We start from the raw sequence: 16,761 nt of genomic DNA, 5'->3' as shown, positions 1-16,761 counted from the left end.
TCTTAGAATAGCGGCTATTTTTCAATCTTAAAGCGCATTGATGCCAACCCAAGAACAGCTTTTATCCGTCATTCATACCCAAACAGAAATTATAAAACTAGGCCATGATCTGAATGCAGTAATGACACTGATTGCAGATAAAATTCAACAGATTACTGGTGCTCAAGGTGCTGTGGTGGAATTGGATGAAGACGAAGATATGGTCTATCGCGCAGTGTCGGGCGGGGCAGCATATTTATTGGGTTTACGCCTTGCAAGAGAGAATAGCTTGTCCGGCTTATGTATCGCAGAAAACCGTATTTTATATTGTGAAGATTGTGAAAATGATCCACGGGTAGATCGTCAAGCTTGTCATCGAGTCGGCCTACGCTCTATGGCAGTCGTGCCTTTAATTCATGCCAATGAAGTAGTCGGTGTACTTAAAATCTATTCTGATCAAGTTGCAGCATTTAAACTTCGTGATTTAAAATTATTAAGCTTGATGTCCGAAACATTTGCCGCAGCGATGTATCATGCCACCAAATTTGATGCACAAGTATTATATAAAATGGCAACTCAAGATAGTCTAACCGGACTTGCCAATCGGGCATTATTTTTAGATTGTCTACGGCAACGCATGAACCAGGCGGAACAGCAATCACTAAACGTTTGTATGCTGGATATGGATAGACTGAAATCAATTAATGATCAGTATGGGCATCGAGTAGGAGATGCAGCATTAAAAGAAATTGCAACACGACTAAAAGCAACACTAGACGATGAGGTTGTCATAGCTCGGCTGGGTGGGGATGAGTTTGCACTTATTTTAGACATGAATACTGACCGAAATCAGGCTCTATTAACGATGCAAGATATTTCTCAAGCCTGTGATGCAGTTTTTAATTTTGAAGAAATGAGCTTACAGATTGGTCTAAGTATCGGGCTGTCAGTTTATCCTGAAGACGGTGTGGAAATTGAGACATTATTAGAGTGTGCCGATTTACGCATGTATGCGCAAAAACACCAACGTAAGCAACAGGGCATAAATAAAAACCATCAGGTTGGCTTATAGGCCTGATAGTATAAATCAACAAGTTGAAAAAGCATTAGATTGAAGCCATTTCCCGCTCAATCACAGGCCATAAATTCTGATGGCTACGTTTAAACATCAACATATGACCAATCGCTTTATGTCCAAAAGAGGAAGGTTTAAGTTCTTTATGACTGGTTTGGGCGTTTGGATATAAACGGATCAAATCTTTGACATTGGCTTCAGTGGCAATTTCATCATCCGAACTCCACAGTACCGTAATCGGGCAAGTGATCTGTTCATGGTGATTTGCTGTCTTTGCAACTGTATTACCAATCGCATTGAGAATATAACCCGGTTTACTACAGAACTGCGCCCACTGTTTAGCCACATCTTTAGGCAGGTTTTCCCCCATACCAATCTTGCTGGTCGGTCCATAACCCAGCGTAAAACGTGACAGTGGAAAAATTACATCAAACATCACAGGAGCAAGTAGTTTGGTTCGACCTTTTAAGCCTTTCACATGACCGGTTGAGCCAGATACAGCTATAACTTTGGCTACTTTGTCATAGTTCGGTACGATCCCGAGTAACTGCCCACCAGCACTATGACCGACCAAAATGACTTGTTCAGCTTTGGTTTTATCTCTCAAAGCGTCAATCGCAGCGGGAATATCTAACTGTCCCCATTGCACGATGCTGGCTTTAGATTTTTTTAAAGAACCATTCAGGGACTGACCAATACCGCGAAAGTCAAAACACAATACATCATATCCTTGTGCCTGAAGCCACACATTAAAACTGTGATAGAACTTTGCTGTAATTCCGGTCGCCGGGCAGATTAGTATAGGTAAAGCTTTTCGGCTAGCTGCATTGGTGGCGTAAAAACGTGCTGTCAATGGATAGCCATCCTTGCACTTAATGGTCAATGTTTCAAATTCGGACATGCGCTACACTATATTTTTGGGATCATTATCAAGAATTAATCTACACCAGTTCCGGGCAGGAGCGGTTTTAAAACATGACTAAAAAGTCAAAATAATGAACATAATGGAATTAGGATATGCAGCTAATCGAGCTTAATCTGGCAGTTAAACTGGCAATTTTATTTAGTGGAATTTTCTTATGGGTAGGGATGTTGACAGGAGTGTGGAAATATCTGCAGATCCGCAATTCAGCCCAGTCACGGGCACATTATTATGTCGATATTGCCCATCGTAGCAGCTTACTGTATGCACCAGCAGCAATAATTCTTGCGGTATTGGCTTATTATTCTCAATTTTCAGAGACTATAAATCTGATCTGTGTAGTATTGAATCTGGCTTTTTTCAGCTTCTCAATTGGGGTTTATATTCTGCATGGCATCCTAAAAGACACCACCAACCAATTCAAAAAACCGCATCAATTGGGCAAGGTTCAGTTACCGGGCATATTAATGACTTTGGCGATGATCGGGTTAATTGTGGCAGAACTAGGTGGAACAGGAATCTTACTTTGGGGCGCAACACAGGGGCTGTTTTAGATTATTTTTATTCTGATTAGAAGGAGAAATACTTGAATTGGACTTTTTTTTCTTCTACCACATGGATGAGTGGCGAATTCATCCATGTGGTTCAACATCAAGGTTGATTAGCGATATTTCTGGTCAATGACCACCCATAGGTAAAATGCAGCCGAGACGATCAGCGCATACGCTAAATACTCTGGCTTTAAATTGCCTTGAATTACGCAGTGAACGATTAAAGTCAACATTAGCGCAAAGGTGGTGCTTAGAAACACCACAAGGTTAGAATTGGCTTTAAGAGCGTCAATGAAGACTTGCTTTTTGAAATGTACTGATAACATCTCCATCCCTCCTATTTTTAGTGTTATTGATGTCCAAAACTGAGTGGATTGATCAGAATTGAACATACAGTTGTACTTCGAATATTAGAACTTTTCAATAGCTCCGGATGACTGTTCTGGTGAAATACAGCAACTTTAGTCGTAGAGCTATAAAAATTATCAAAGTACAGCAATTTACCTGGACCATTTAAATGTTTAAATTAGGATTTAAGGCAGTGCTGGGTGATAAAATTTAAATGGCACAAGCGGAAAAATGCAAATTTTACGCCATAATATGTAGTTTACTCGGCAGAGAATGTAAGCACGTGTATACGGGATGCTGAAGAATTATAAAATTTGTTAGAATATTGATATAAGTAAATGAAATTGAATAATTTTGGAAATGATTAGGGTAGTTTAGCTAAACGAATGGTTAAATTGTGTATCAGCTAAATTTTTATCTACTTTTAACTGAACGCTTGCTTACTGATATTCATGCAGTGAATTGAACCAATAAATGTCCGTTTGGGTAAAACCTGACAATTATTGATCACGCTTAAATCGTATTCTGGGTAAAAAGACGATTTATTGACACTGCGCAGAAAGATTAGTTTCTGATACGGTCAATCACAGCTGAAATCACGAGAACAATCAGGGCTGGGATAAGCCATGCCATGTTTTGCTCAGAAAGCGGCAAATTCTGAAGTGCAGCAGGTAAATCAAATCCGGCAACTTTAAGACCATCAAATATACCGAAAATAAATGCAACCAGTGTGGTTGGTGCAACAACTTGAGCAGGCTTTTTAAAGAAATGTCCACAGAAGCTCAGCAGGATCACTGCAATTGCAGGCGGATAAATCGCGCTCAGTACAGGCACAGAAACGGCAATCAGTTTGGTCAAACCGAGGTTTGAAATCACCAGCGAGAAGCCAACCAGAACAAATACAAAGGCTTTGTATGGTAAACGAGTAATCGATGAGAAATATTCAGCACATGCACAGGTCAGGCCGATCGCAGTTACCATGCAGGCAACAAAGATCATGATTGCAAGGAAATAGGCACCCATATCACCAAAGGCATGTTGTACATAAGCATGCAGAATAATCGCACCATTGGCAGCATTTGGGGCAACTTCATGACTACCCAGACCCAATTTAAACAGGCTGAGGTAAACCAAGGTTAGGCCGATCCCGGAAATAATGGCAGCATTTACCGCATATTTGGTAATCAGCTTACGGTCAGTGACCCCACGAGAAGTAATTGCACGCACAATCACGATACCAAAGACCAAGGCACCCAAAGTATCCATGGTCAGATAACCATTGACGATGCCCTCAGTGACCGGGCTAGAAACATAATTACCAATCGCAGCAGGTGGGTTACTGGCAGGAATAAGAACTGCGGCCACCCCTAAAATGACCAAGGCGATAATTTTCAATGGAGACAGGAAGTAACCCACAGTATCCAGAATTTTATTTGGATACAGTGAAACCAATGTCACCACAGCAAAATAGATCACGCTATAGATCAGCAGATTACTTGGCTCATTGCCAAAATAAGAGGAGAAACCAATTTCGTAGGAAACGGTTGCAGTACGTGGCGTTGCGAATAAAGGTCCAACAGTGAGATAACAAACTACGGTCAGTAAAAGACTTGCAGCTTTACCTAAAGGTGAACTTAAGATCTGGATTGAACCTTCAACACGAGACAGTGCCACGATGGTGATAACAGGCAGGCCAACTGCAGTAACCAGGAAACCTAGAGCAGCTAACCATACATGCTCACCGGCTTGTTGAGCCACAATCGGTGGAAAGATAATGTTGCCGGCACCGATGAACAGTGCAAAGGTCATAAAACCTAAGGCAACAATATCCCGAGTACGGAGACTTGTCATAGAGGGAGAATAAACGAACAAAAGAAAGCGATTTTAAAGGAAATATGCTGATTTTTGGAGCACATTTTGGTTTGAGCTTCGATGAATTTCCTTGAGTAATTTTCTGTTTAACTGATAGGTAGAACTTTGGTGAAAATAAATTTATGAATTCAATCAAATAAATTTATAAATTGTAAAAATCATCATAAATTATCAATATTTCTAAAAAATCCTGAATAGTTTTATTTGTTTAATCTATAAGCAATACATATTTTAAATATACATTTTCCGATCGCTGTTATTGGAGGAATTTACCGCATCTTTCAGAAAAAGGGTCTATAATTCAAGGATTGACCAAGAGGATGAACACATGAGAGCTTCGACGATAAGTCTTAAAACTGAACAGGATATCGAAAAACTTCGTATATCGGGCCGTCTGGCTGCTGAGGTTTTAGCAATGATCGGAGAGCATGTGAAGCCGGGTGTCACGACAGAATACCTGGATGACATCTGTAATGATTTTATTGTGAATAAACTCCAAGTCATTCCGGCGAATGTGGGTTATTACGGTTATACCAAGACTACCTGCATTTCACCCAATGAAGTGGTGTGTCATGGCATTCCATCAGCAACTACCGTATTAAAAGACGGCGATATCATCAATATCGATGTTGCGATTATTAAAGATGGCTATTTTGGTGATACCAGTCGAATGTACTATGTTGGTACGCCTTCGGCTGAAGCAAAAAAACTGGTTGAAACCACTTATGAAGCAATGGTCGCCGGTATTCATGCGGTTAAACCGGGTGCAACCTTGGGTGATATCGGTTATGCAATCCAGTCTGTGGCACATCGCGAAGGTTATAGTATCGTACGCGAATACTGTGGTCATGGCATAGGTAAGGTGTACCATGAACAGCCAAACATTTTGCACTATGGTCAACCGGGTCAGGGTCTGGTGCTAAAAAAAGGCATGGTATTCACTATTGAGCCAATGGTGAATCTGGGTAAAGCGCGTGTTAAAGAACTTAAAGATGGCTGGACAGTGGTGACTGCAGATAAATCGTTATCTGCGCAGTGGGAGCATATGGTTTATGTGACTGACACTGGCTTTGAATTGTTATCTCCATGGCCAGAAAGCACGGGCTCTTATCCTACAATTTAAATAAAAGACAAATCTCTGATTGTGAAACACTGATTTTTAAAAAATCAGTGTTTTTTAATTGTAAATGAGCATACACATACGTTTTCAAAACGATACAAAATACTACGACTTGCAGTGGTGCAAATGAGATTCATTCTCTATATTTATATGAGTTAGATAGATATCTTGTATCAATCTCTTTTATTTATTAGTTCACATATAATTTAAGAAATAAGAGAGCAATATATTTTTTGATTTATAGAGTAAATATTGTTGCCCCTTAATGCTGTAGTGACTCTGACTAGCTCATCCTCCTTAGATGAGCTTTTTTTTACCTATTTATTAATAAGTACAAATTCATATTAGTTGTGATGCAGGTGCTCAACCAGATAATCGATAAAGACCCGAACAGCAGGTAACAAGCCACGACGTGACGGATAAACCATATGGAAAATACCATGTGCTGCTTTCCATTCTGGAAGTACACGTACCAGTTCACCACGTTCGACATATTGCTGCACGACGTTATCAGGTAACAGGGTAATACCACAGCCTGAAGTAGCCAGTTGTGCCAGCATACTCAGATCGGAGCCAAGCACTGTTGGCATAACGCGAATCTTTTTCTGTTGTTGCATATTATTGTGCAATATCAAAAACTGTTCAGTATGTTCATCCGCCATGCTCAGGATTTTATGCTCGGACAATTCTTCCGGATTTTTCAGATGACCAAATTCATTTAGATAGCCCTGACTGGCAAATAGATGCTGTTCGATCTGGTCAAACTGGCGAATCACCAGATTTGGATCATCATCCAGACTGGAACGGACACGTAGGGCAATATCAAAACCTTCATTGATGATATCCACACGACGATTTGTGACCATCATCTGAATTTTGATTTCAGGATATTGTTTCAGGAATGCAGGGAGAATTCGCGCGATTTCGTTTTGTGCAATGGATACTGGCAGGCTGAGTTTAATAATGCCGCGTGGTTCAGTACTGAGATGATCGACCAGATCATGGGCGGCTTGGGCGGCACTGAGCATAACCTGGGCATGACGGTAAATATTCATACCGATATCAGTCACAGCAAAATGACGTGAGCTACGTTGAATTAGCCGAACACCAAGACGTTCTTCCAGATTATAAACCCGGCGACTGAGTTTGGATTTGGGAATGTCAGTGGCGCGTTCTGCTGCACTAAAGCCACCATGTTCCACCACTTGGGCAAAACAATAAAAGTCATCCAGATCTGTCAGCATGAGTTCATTCCATATACGCAACAATAAGGTGATTAAAGAATTATTGTTGCAATGTGTCAATGCTGACTTTGTCTTTTTATTGACTATCTAGCTTCATTGAGCAATTTATCTTTCAGATATTGCATGCCTTGGGTAGCAGTCATGGCAATTTTCTCAAATTGAGGAGGTAAGTGCTGCTGATTGGCTTTAGGATCAATATAGTAAGCGCTGCAATTTGATGGAATCTCATGAATCAAGCCAGCAACCGGATAAACCTGCAAGCTGGTACCAATCACAATAAAAATATCAGTATTCTGCACACAGTCCTGTGCTTCTGCATAAGCAGGTACAGCTTCACCAAACCATACAACATGCGGACGCAGTGGATAGCCATCCGTACAGAGGTGTTTATTAAGATCCAGTTCAGCTCCATCAATTGGATAAAACTCGGTGGTGTATTGCGCTTTTGGTCCAGACGTTTTTGCCAGCCGGATATTGCCATGCAGGTGAATGACTTTTGAACTTCCAGCACGTTCATGTAGATCATCAATATTCTGGGTAATCACATGTATGTCATAAGCAACTTCCAATTCAGCAATCATTTGATGCGCAGCATTGGGTTGTGCAGCCAGAATCTTTTTGCGCCGTTCATTATAGAAGCGCTGTACCAGTTCGGGATCACGTCGCCATGCTTCTGGTGTTGCCACATCTTCTACGCGATGCTGTTCCCAAAGACCATCACTGTCGCGGAAGGTATTGATTCCGCTTTCAGCACTCATACCTGCACCAGAAAAGACCACCAGTTTTTTCATTTTGTTTCTTTTTTCCTCTAAGCTGCGTGATTGCTGTGCTTAGCACTGGCTTTTAAGAATGCCGCGATTTCCTTGCTAAATTTTACCGGTTCAGTCAAAAGTGGAGTATGCCCGGATTTTTCAAAACGTACCTGTTTGGCATGTGGAATGCTTTGGGTAATCAGGGTTTGACCTTCAACTGGATAAAGTTTGGATTGTGAGCCGCTAAGGAAAGTCACCGGGCATTTTAGTTTTTGAATCGCCGCACGGTAATCTTCTCGATGGTAAAGATAATTATTGATATACCAGGCCATATAGTCGACCCGGTTTGATGGTAATAGCAGACTTTGCAGGCGTGGCTGATTCATAATCCATTCAAAGGCTTTCAGGCTGTATTTATTGTTATTTTGCAAGCCAATAAACTGCAGCCAAAGTTTGGCAATCTGATGGCGAGTGTTACTGTCCAAATCTTTAATGTATTTTACATTCTGATGTGGTGCCAGTAATTCTGAAATCTGGGTCAGAATAGAAATAAATACCGGATGATGTTCACCAAACAGGCCATAGCCCCAACTGTCATCTACCGGGATTTTTGGGGTCTGGTCAATATGCAGATAAGCAGTGATATGCTCGGCGAAATCAGCATAGTGCATACCATGCATGGCCGTAGTAGCACCCATGGAATATGCAATCACCATCACCTTATCAAGATGTAATTGCTGGATTACCGACTGCACATCCAGCCAGTGACTGGAAATCGCATCCATATCTGGAATCTTGCAATCACTGGAAGCACCAAAACCGCGCCACTCCGGAATAATAAATCTGAACTGATGCCGATGCGGATAGAGGAAAGCCGCCCATTGCCAGCTCAACATCCCCAGGCCGGACAACACCAGTACCGGCTGACCCTGTCCATATTCGCGTACAAAAAGCATTTCGCCATCGGGCATTTTGTAATATGACATCGACTGAGTCCTTATTTTTATATGCTAGCCAGCAGCTGCATTATTAAATTGTTTTAATTTTAGAATCATGATTTCTAACCAGCTAATCCAGCCTACTTCCAGATCGATACCCAGTTGCAGAATCATTTTATGAATATACAGTGTGCGGTTATTTTCGTCAGCTGTTGCAAAATCTTTGGCAAAAATCTGTCGGTAAATATTCAGTTTTTCCCGGTGCAACTCTAGATGCCTTTCCAGTTCTGGCAAAATAGTATTGCTGCCCATTTGGGCTTCAGCACGTAAGCGTACCATCAATTCTTCACGTAGTTGAGCCGGTGGACTTTGTTCCAGCATCCAGTTGGCCAGTTCTTCACGTCCTGGACGTTCTACCTGATAAGTCTTTTTACGTGAACCGCTGTCTTCATCTTCTATGGTGGAGATCCAGCCTTTTTGTAACATGGCATTCAGTTCACGATAGATCTGCTGATGGGTGGCATTCCAGAAAAAGCCCATCGAACGGTCAAAACGGCGTCCTAACTCAATACCGGTACTTGGTTTTTCCAGTAAACTGGTCAATAGAACATGCGATAAAGACATAAACGTCTCAAGAAAAATGACTCGAGATTATTATGCAACATGTTGCATAAAAATCAATTCTGAACTATAAATTAATGCAACAAGTTGCATAAAAGCTGATGACTGAGGGGAATTTCACATCAGCCGATATAAAAATAGCCAGCTGACAGGCACGCTAAGGAGTCGAAATGTCAAAGTATCCGCATTTACTTGCCCCATTAGATCTGGGCTTTACCACATTAAAAAACCGGGTTCTGATGGGTTCTATGCACGTCGGGTTGGAGGAAGCCCCGGGTGGTTATGATCGTATGGCGGCATTCTATGCTGAACGTGCCAAAGGGGGTGTGGCCCTGATTGTGACTGGTGGCATTTCGCCAAATGATCACGGTGTGACTTTCCAAGGTGGCTCCAAGCTCGATACGATAGAAGAAGCTGAGAAGCACAAGGTAATTACTCAAGCAGTGCATGAAGCTGGCGGCAAGATCGCCATGCAGATTTTGCATACCGGACGTTATTCCTATCAGGCTGAAAATGTCGCGCCGTCTGCGATTCAGGCACCAATCAATCCGGTCAAACCGCATGCCTTAACTTCGAGTGAAGTCCAGCAGACTATTGATGATTTTGCCAACTGTGCACGCTTAGCCCAATATGCCGGTTATGATGGTGTAGAAATCATGGGATCAGAAGGCTATCTGATCAATGAATTTATTGCCGCACGTACCAACCACCGTGATGACGAGTGGGGTGGTAGTTATGAAAACCGTATCCGTTTCCCGATTGAAATTGTGCGCCGGACCCGTGAAAGCGTAGGTGAGAACTTTATTATCATCTATCGTCTGTCGATGCTGGATCTGGTTGAAGGTGGTTCAACGCTAGAAGAAGTGATTCAGCTGGCACAGGAAATCGAAAAAGCAGGTGCAACGATTATCAATACAGGGATTGGCTGGCATGAAGCGCGTATTCCAACCATTGCGACCAAAGTGCCACGTGCAGCTTTTACCTGGGTAACTGAAAAGCTAAAAGGTTCAGTCAAGGTTCCTTTAATTACCTCAAATCGTATCAATACTCCAGAAATGGCAGAATATGTCCTGGCTGCCGGTCATGCGGATATGGTTTCCATGGCGCGGCCGATGCTGGCGGATGCAGAGTTTGTGGTAAAGGCGGAGCAGGGCCGTAGTGATGAAATCAATACCTGTATTGGCTGTAATCAGGCCTGTCTGGATCATATTTTCTCGATGAAAATTGCGACCTGTCTGGTCAATCCGCGCGCCTGCTATGAAACTGAACTGATTTTCAAAGAAGTGTCTACACCAAAAAATATTGCAGTAATTGGTGCGGGTCCAGCTGGTTTAAGTTTCGCGATTTATGCTGCAGGTCGTGGTCATCATGTCACTGTCTTTGAGGCATCCAATCAGATTGGCGGTCAGTTTAATATTGCCAAAACTGTTCCGGGCAAAGAAGAATTCTACGAAACCATTCGTTACTTTAAACGCCAGATCGAATTGCAACCCCGTATTCAGCTCAAACTGAATCATACAGCGACTTTTGAGCAGCTGCTGTCTTCAGAATTTGATGAAATCGTCGTAGCGACTGGGGTGAATCCACGTCAGCTGGATATTCCAGGCATTGATCATCCAAAAGTGCTGTCTTATCTGGATGTACTAAAAGAGCGTAAGCCTGTGGGTCAGCATGTCGCCATTATTGGTGCAGGCGGTATTGGTTTTGATACCGCGGAATATTTAAGCCATGAAGGTGAAAGTGGCAGCGTCAATCCGCAGAAATTCTATGATGAGTGGGGAATCGATACCGATTATGACAATGTCGGTGGTTTAAAACAGCCAAGTGTAGAGCAGCCAAGTCGTGAAATTTACTTGATGCAGCGTAAAGCAAAATCCGTGGGCGCAGACCTGGGTAAAACAACCGGATGGATTCATCGTACAGGTCTGAAACACCGCCACGTAAAAATGATCCCTGGTGTCAGCTATGAAAAAGTGGATGATCAGGGCTTGCATATTACAGTCAACGGTCAGCCAACGTTGCTTGAAGTAGATAATGTCATCATCTGTGCAGGTCAGGAATCTTATACTGCCATGTTTGATGAACTGAAACAGTCAGGCAAGAGCGTGCATCTGATCGGGGGAGCTAAAGAAGCCGGTGAACTGGATGCCAAGCGCGCGATTCGTCAAGGTGCTGAATTGGCAGCAGTGATTTAAAAATATTAAAAACTGCATTTCCGTTTTTTGTTTGCAAACCAAGATTTGTAGTGATGTAAACAAATGGATATGTAATTTTCCCTCTCCTTTAATAAAGGAGAGGGTTAGGGAGAGGATTTAACTATTAAATATATGACTCCTCCTTGCGAAGTAGTACTTCTCACCTTTAATAAAGAGGGAAACTGCTTTCTAACAGAAGGGATATCATATTTAAAAGCATCAATCTTTATCGTTTATATGCGGAAATTAAAAAACAAAAAAGGACCCAAAAATGACTCTACAAACCACCAAAGCTTCACTCGCATTCTGGCACGAAATGTTGGAAAGCCGTGACATGAATATTCTGAATGAACTGCTGGCAGATGAAGTGGTATTTTGTTCACCAGTGGCATTTAATCCATACTCAGGTAAGCCTGTAGTCTTTTTTATTCTGACTAATGTGATTCAGGTCTTCGAGAACTTTACGTATCACCGTACTTTCTATTCAGAAGACGGTAACCATGTTGTACTTGAGTTTTCTGCCAATGTGGGGGATAAGAAATTAAAGGGTATCGATATGATTCAGTTCAATGATGAAGGCAAAATTATCGACTTTGAAGTGATGATTCGACCGAAGTCAGGTCTTGAAGCGCTTGCTGCACAAATGGGACAGCGGATGATGGCCTTCCAAAACTAGTCTGATTCAGGAGCCATCATATAACCCGGCATGAAATTTGTAAGTCACTGAAGGACAACTGGATGGAAAGACAAATGAAAATGTTGATAAAAAAAGTAGTTCAGCTTTCAGGTGAGTATTTGGACCGTGTAATTGGTGCGGACACGCCTACTTTATATTACAACCCGAATGGTGTATTTCAGAACCTGATTGATCATTTACCACAATTAAAGCAAAAATACCGTCCTACACCGTGGCTATGCAATGCGCATGCTCATATTCTGTATTTTGACCTGATCAAAAAGAAAACCATCAAACTAAAATACGATGCAATTGAGCAGCTGAACATGTCTGATGGCGGAATCACTGGTATTGCCTGGTATGGACTCGACCTGCCAGTAGATACGCCAACGATTGTTTTACTGCATACCATTACCGGTTCACCAGAATCAATGGGTGAGCTGGTCAGAGATCTGCATCTGCATACGGGTTGGCGAGTGGCATTATGTTTACGCCGTGGTCATGCCAATTTGCCGATGCCTGTTCCGAAAATGAACCTATTTGGTTCCACTCAGGATTTACGTGAACAGTTACTTTATATTCAGGATAAATTCCCGCAATCCGAACTATATGGTATAGGTTCTTCCGCTGGAACAGGTTTGTTAGTGCGTTATCTGGGGGAAGAGGGTGAACAGACCCCACTCAAAGCAGCCTTTGCACTGTGTCCGGGCTATAACACTGAAAGTGGTTTTGCTTATGTGCATCCATTTTATAGCAAGGTTATGGCTAAAAAATTACTGAAAAAATTTATTCATCCTTATCAGGACACCTGGAAAAATATACCTTCTTGGGAGCAGATTCTTTCCGTTCAAAATCTGGCCGATTTTGAGAAGCTGTATTTTCAGTTGGCTGGCTATGAAGACTATGAAACCTATACCAAAGCCACGAACCCAATTTATGTCTTTGAAAATGTCAAAATCCCATTGATGATTCTGAATGCAGAAGACGACCCAGTCTGTCATATTAATAATCTGCATCCATATAAAGACCGTATCCGTGCCATGCCGAATATTATTGTAGTTACTACGAAAAGGGGCAGTCATTGCGGTTTTTATCAGGGCTTAACCAGAACTGAATCATGGGCTACTCGTCTTATGGCACAGTATCTGAAGCAGCTTTCTATGGCCGCGGCAGCAATAGAAGAAGCAGAACCTGAATACGTAGCATTAAAAAACCCAGCATAAGCTGGGTTTTTTAACTGAAAAATAATCAGTTTTCAAGTGCTGGCGTAGCAGCTGCAATGGCTTCTGCCACAGCATCATCCTCTGACTGTTCTGCACCTGAATTGGTTTTAGGCTTGTATTCAGTCTCAGAATCCTGGGTGTTTGGTGCTTGAGCAGGTTGTGATGCTGCCGGTGCTGTAGCAGGAGTACTTTGAGCAGGTCGAGTTTCACGACGAATTTCAGTTGTGGTATTCGGCGTTTCTTCACGAATCACTTCAACTGTTTCAGGAATTTCCTCAATTAAAGGCTGATCTTGTTCTGCTGGTTCCAGTGTTTCGAAATTCGGCTGTTCTACTGGGGTTGCTTCCGATGCTGCAGCAACTTCAGTCTGTTCCTCTTCCTTTGGAGCTTCTTTCTTTACACATGCAGTAAGTAAAAGTCCGGTTGCAAGCGCGCCACAGATTAAAAGTTTCTTATTCATCATTACTTCATAGGTAAATGTAGAGGGGATTACAATATTATAGCAGTAAATTAGCAGATAGAAATGATCTGAACTTACTCTAATTTTTTATCGGAAATGCTGCTAGAATAGTCAATTGTTTATTGTTCTTTGAATTGATGCGGATTGACTTTGCTTTCTAGGTGCAAGGTAAAGTAAAATTGCGCAACATTGCAGGCCTATTTAGGCTCGATTGTACGAGAAACCCAATGACCCATTTTATTTTCGTTACTGGTGGTGTTGTATCATCACTAGGTAAAGGTATTTCAGCTGCTTCTGTTGCTGCACTTTTAGAAGCCCGTGGTTTAAAAGTGACCATGGTAAAAATGGATCCATACATTAATGTCGATCCGGGGACCATGAGCCCATTCCAACATGGTGAAGTTTTTGTTACAGAAGACGGTGCTGAAACAGACTTAGACTTGGGTTACTACGAACGTTTCTTACGTCGTGCGAAAATGACCAAACTGAATAACTTCACATCAGGTCGTGTTTACCAGGATGTTCTGAATAAAGAACGCCGTGGTGACTACCTGGGTGGTACTGTGCAAGTTATTCCACACATTACTGATAATATTAAAGAACGTGTACTTCGCGCTGGTGAAGGTTATGACGTTGCGATCGTTGAGATCGGCGGTACAGTAGGTGACATTGAATCTCTCCCATTCATGGAATCTGTACGTCAGTTAATGGTTGAACTTGGTCACAAGCGCACGATGCTTATGCACTTAACGTTACTCCCATACATTAAGTCTGCAGCAGAATTAAAAACCAAACCAACACAGCACTCTGTTAAAGAACTTCTGTCGATTGGTATTCAGCCAGACATTCTGATCTGTCGTACTGAACACGATGTTGATGCAGATACTACGCGTAAAATTGCACTGTTCACTAACGTTGAAGCACGTGCAGTTGTCGTATGTAAAGATGCGCGTACGATTTATCAGATTCCACGTACTTTCTATGAACAAAATGTTGACGATTTAATCTGTGAACGTTTTGGTTATAACGACCTTCCTGAAGCTGACTTAACAGATTGGGATAACGTTGTAGAAGCTTTACTGAATCCTGAATACACCGTACGTGTTGCAATGGTCGGTAAATACGTTGAACTTCCAGATGCATATAAATCTGTGAATGAGGCACTTTTACACGCAGGGATTCAAAATCGCGTTAAAGTTCAGATCGACTATGTTAATGCTGAAGAGCTTGAAAGTCAGGATGTAAGCGAAGTGCTGAAAGATGCTGACGCGATCCTGGTTCCAGGTGGTTTCGGTGAACGTGGTACTGAAGGCAAGATGCAGGCAATTAAATACGCCCGTGAAAATGGCGTACCGTTCCTGGGCATCTGCTTGGGTATGCAGTTGGCAGTAATTGAATATGCACGTAACGTTGCCGGTATTGCTGACGCAACATCGACTGAATTCAACCGTTCAACCAAATCTCCATTGATTGGTCTGATCACTGAATGGTTAGATGAGCGTGGTGAAGTGCAACAGCGTTCTGTAGATTCTGACCTTGGTGGTACCATGCGTCTAGGTGCACAGAAGTCTGAACTGGTACCAGGGACCAAGACTGCTGCTGTGTACGGTTCTGATGAAATCATCGAACGTCACCGTCACCGTTACGAAATGAACAACCGTTATATCCCAGTGCTGGAAGAGAAAGGCATGAAGATTTCTGGTTATTCACCAGTACAACATTTAGTAGAAACTGTTGAAATTCCTGAACATCCTTGGTTTATTGCGGTACAATTCCACCCGGAATTTACAAGTTCACCACGTGATGGTCATCCATTATTTGCTGGCTTTATCGACGCTGCGAAAAAACAGCATCAAAAAGCGCAATAATCGGTGTCAGGACACAACTAGGAAGTTTAAATGTCGCAGTTAAAACCACAAGAGATTGTATGTTTAGGCGATATACAAATGGCAAATCATTTGCCATTTGTACTATTCGGCGGGATGAACGTACTCGAGTCCAAAGACCTGGCTTTTGAAATTGCAGAAACTTATGTAGATATCTGTAAACGTTTGGGAATCCCATACGTATTCAAGGCAAGTTTTGATAAAGCCAACCGTTCAAGTTTGAACTCTTTCCGTGGCCCAGGTCTGGAAAAAGGTCTCGAGTGGTTAGCGGACATTAAAAAACACTTTAATGTGCCGATCATTACCGATGTACATGAGCCGTATCAAGCGGCTCCTGTGGCAGAGGTTGCCGACATTATTCAGTTGCCAGCTTTCTTAAGTCGTCAGACTGACCTGGTTGAAGCAATGGCAAAAACTGATGCCATCATCAACATCAAGAAAGCCCAGTTCCTTGCTCCACATGAAATGCGCCACATTCTGCACAAGTGTCTGGAAGCAGGAAATGACAAACTGATTCTTTGTGAACGTGGTTCAGCATTTGGCTATAACAATCTGGTTGTAGACATGCTGGGCTTCGACATCATGAAAGAGATGAATGTCCCGGTGTTCTTTGACGTTACCCATGCGCTGCAAACTCCGGGCGGTCGTGCTGACTCTGCTGGTGGTCGTCGTGCCCAGATCACGACACTTGCACGCGCGGGTATGGCAACAGGTCTTGCAGGCCTGTTCCTGGAAGCACATCCGGATCCGGAAAAAGCCAAGTGCGATGGTCCTTGCGCATTGCGCCTGTCACAGCTTGAGCCTTTCCTGGCGCAGCTGAAAGAATTAGATACCTTGGTCAAAGGTTTCGCAAAGCTAGATACACATTAATTCAATACACATTGATGCGTCTTTTTTGA

General features: G+C 42.4%; 16 protein-coding genes. 8 read left to right on the top strand and 8 right to left on the bottom strand.

The genetic code is table 11. The features are described from left to right. The first annotated feature begins 40 nt into the window (after positions 1–40). Complete coding sequence (locus tag F899_RS09480; RefSeq protein ID WP_005222387.1) at positions 41–1,051, top strand: sensor domain-containing diguanylate cyclase; 1,011 nt, start codon at positions 41–43, stop codon at positions 1,049–1,051. 34 nt (positions 1,052–1,085) lie between these two features. Here the strand turns inward: F899_RS09480 and F899_RS09475 are convergent, their stop codons facing one another. Next, entirely contained in the window at positions 1,086–1,955 is an 870-nt protein-coding gene (locus tag F899_RS09475; RefSeq protein WP_005222386.1) for an alpha/beta hydrolase family protein, read from the bottom strand. A gap of 116 nt (positions 1,956–2,071) precedes the next feature. Here F899_RS09475 and F899_RS09470 point away from each other — a divergent pair, with 116 nt between their 5' ends. Then, positions 2,072–2,530 carry a hypothetical protein gene (locus tag F899_RS09470; protein WP_005222384.1) on the top strand — a complete coding sequence of 153 codons (459 nt, stop codon included), beginning with the start codon at positions 2,072–2,074 and terminating at the stop codon, positions 2,528–2,530. Positions 2,531–2,637: 107 nt separating this feature from the next. Here the strand turns inward: F899_RS09470 and F899_RS09465 are convergent, their stop codons facing one another. Then, positions 2,638–2,853 carry a hypothetical protein gene (locus tag F899_RS09465; protein WP_004893017.1) on the bottom strand — a complete coding sequence of 72 codons (216 nt, stop codon included), beginning with the start codon at positions 2,851–2,853 and terminating at the stop codon, positions 2,638–2,640. A gap of 586 nt (positions 2,854–3,439) precedes the next feature. After that, positions 3,440–4,726: a branched-chain amino acid transport system II carrier protein gene (brnQ, locus tag F899_RS09460; RefSeq protein ID WP_005222381.1), complete on the bottom strand. Its 1,287-nt coding sequence runs from the start codon at positions 4,724–4,726 to the stop codon at positions 3,440–3,442. Between the two features lie 349 nt (positions 4,727–5,075). Here brnQ and map point away from each other — a divergent pair, with 349 nt between their 5' ends. Then, positions 5,076–5,870: a type I methionyl aminopeptidase gene (map, locus tag F899_RS09455; RefSeq protein WP_005222379.1), complete on the top strand. Its 795-nt coding sequence runs from the start codon at positions 5,076–5,078 to the stop codon at positions 5,868–5,870. Positions 5,871–6,211: 341 nt separating this feature from the next. On the opposite strand, the gene F899_RS09450 is transcribed toward map, so the two are convergent. The 4 genes from F899_RS09450 to F899_RS09435 form a co-directional block, all read right to left on the bottom strand. Further along, on the bottom strand, positions 6,212–7,111 hold the full coding sequence (locus tag F899_RS09450; RefSeq protein WP_005222377.1) for a LysR substrate-binding domain-containing protein: 900 nt from the start codon (positions 7,109–7,111) through the stop codon (positions 6,212–6,214). Positions 7,112–7,194: 83 nt separating this feature from the next. Beyond that, positions 7,195–7,902 (bottom strand): SIR2 family NAD-dependent protein deacylase, encoded by a 708-nt coding sequence (locus F899_RS09445; protein ID WP_005222375.1) that lies wholly within the window; start codon positions 7,900–7,902, stop codon positions 7,195–7,197. Between the two features lie 17 nt (positions 7,903–7,919). After that, positions 7,920–8,849: an alpha/beta fold hydrolase gene (locus F899_RS09440; RefSeq protein ID WP_004893031.1), complete on the bottom strand. Its 930-nt coding sequence runs from the start codon at positions 8,847–8,849 to the stop codon at positions 7,920–7,922. 24 nt (positions 8,850–8,873) lie between these two features. After that, entirely contained in the window at positions 8,874–9,425 is a 552-nt protein-coding gene (locus F899_RS09435; RefSeq protein ID WP_005222373.1) for a PadR family transcriptional regulator, read from the bottom strand. Positions 9,426–9,592: 167 nt separating this feature from the next. On the opposite strand from F899_RS09435, the gene F899_RS09430 reads away from it, so the two are divergent. The 3 genes from F899_RS09430 (at position 9,593) to F899_RS09420 (ending at position 13,516) form a co-directional block, all read left to right on the top strand. Beyond that, complete coding sequence (locus F899_RS09430; RefSeq protein ID WP_004815791.1) at positions 9,593–11,617, top strand: NADPH-dependent 2,4-dienoyl-CoA reductase; 2,025 nt, start codon at positions 9,593–9,595, stop codon at positions 11,615–11,617. 271 nt (positions 11,618–11,888) lie between these two features. Next, positions 11,889–12,293, top strand: a complete 405-nt coding sequence (locus tag F899_RS09425) for a nuclear transport factor 2 family protein (protein ID WP_005222372.1) — start codon at positions 11,889–11,891, stop codon at positions 12,291–12,293. 74 nt (positions 12,294–12,367) lie between these two features. Further along, the gene (locus F899_RS09420) at positions 12,368–13,516 is read left to right on the top strand and encodes a YheT family hydrolase (RefSeq protein ID WP_034434246.1); all 1,149 of its coding nucleotides are present in this window, start codon (positions 12,368–12,370) and stop codon (positions 13,514–13,516) included. A gap of 25 nt (positions 13,517–13,541) precedes the next feature. On the opposite strand, the gene F899_RS09415 is transcribed toward F899_RS09420, so the two are convergent. Next, positions 13,542–13,976 (bottom strand): hypothetical protein, encoded by a 435-nt coding sequence (locus F899_RS09415; protein ID WP_008304156.1) that lies wholly within the window; start codon positions 13,974–13,976, stop codon positions 13,542–13,544. Positions 13,977–14,203: 227 nt separating this feature from the next. On the opposite strand from F899_RS09415, the gene F899_RS09410 reads away from it, so the two are divergent. Next, positions 14,204–15,844: a CTP synthase gene (locus F899_RS09410; RefSeq protein ID WP_005222370.1), complete on the top strand. Its 1,641-nt coding sequence runs from the start codon at positions 14,204–14,206 to the stop codon at positions 15,842–15,844. A gap of 30 nt (positions 15,845–15,874) precedes the next feature. Beyond that, a complete protein-coding gene (kdsA, locus tag F899_RS09405; RefSeq protein ID WP_005222369.1) occupies positions 15,875–16,732 on the top strand; it encodes a 3-deoxy-8-phosphooctulonate synthase in 858 nt (285 codons plus the stop codon). Positions 16,733–16,761: the final 29 nt, after the last annotated feature.

The sequence above is a fragment of the Acinetobacter sp. CIP 101934 genome, from assembly GCF_000369585.1.
Lineage (GTDB): Bacteria > Pseudomonadota > Gammaproteobacteria > Pseudomonadales > Moraxellaceae > Acinetobacter > Acinetobacter schindleri.
Note: the sequence above shows the minus strand (reverse complement) of the source record. Positions and strands in the feature narration are given on the sequence as shown.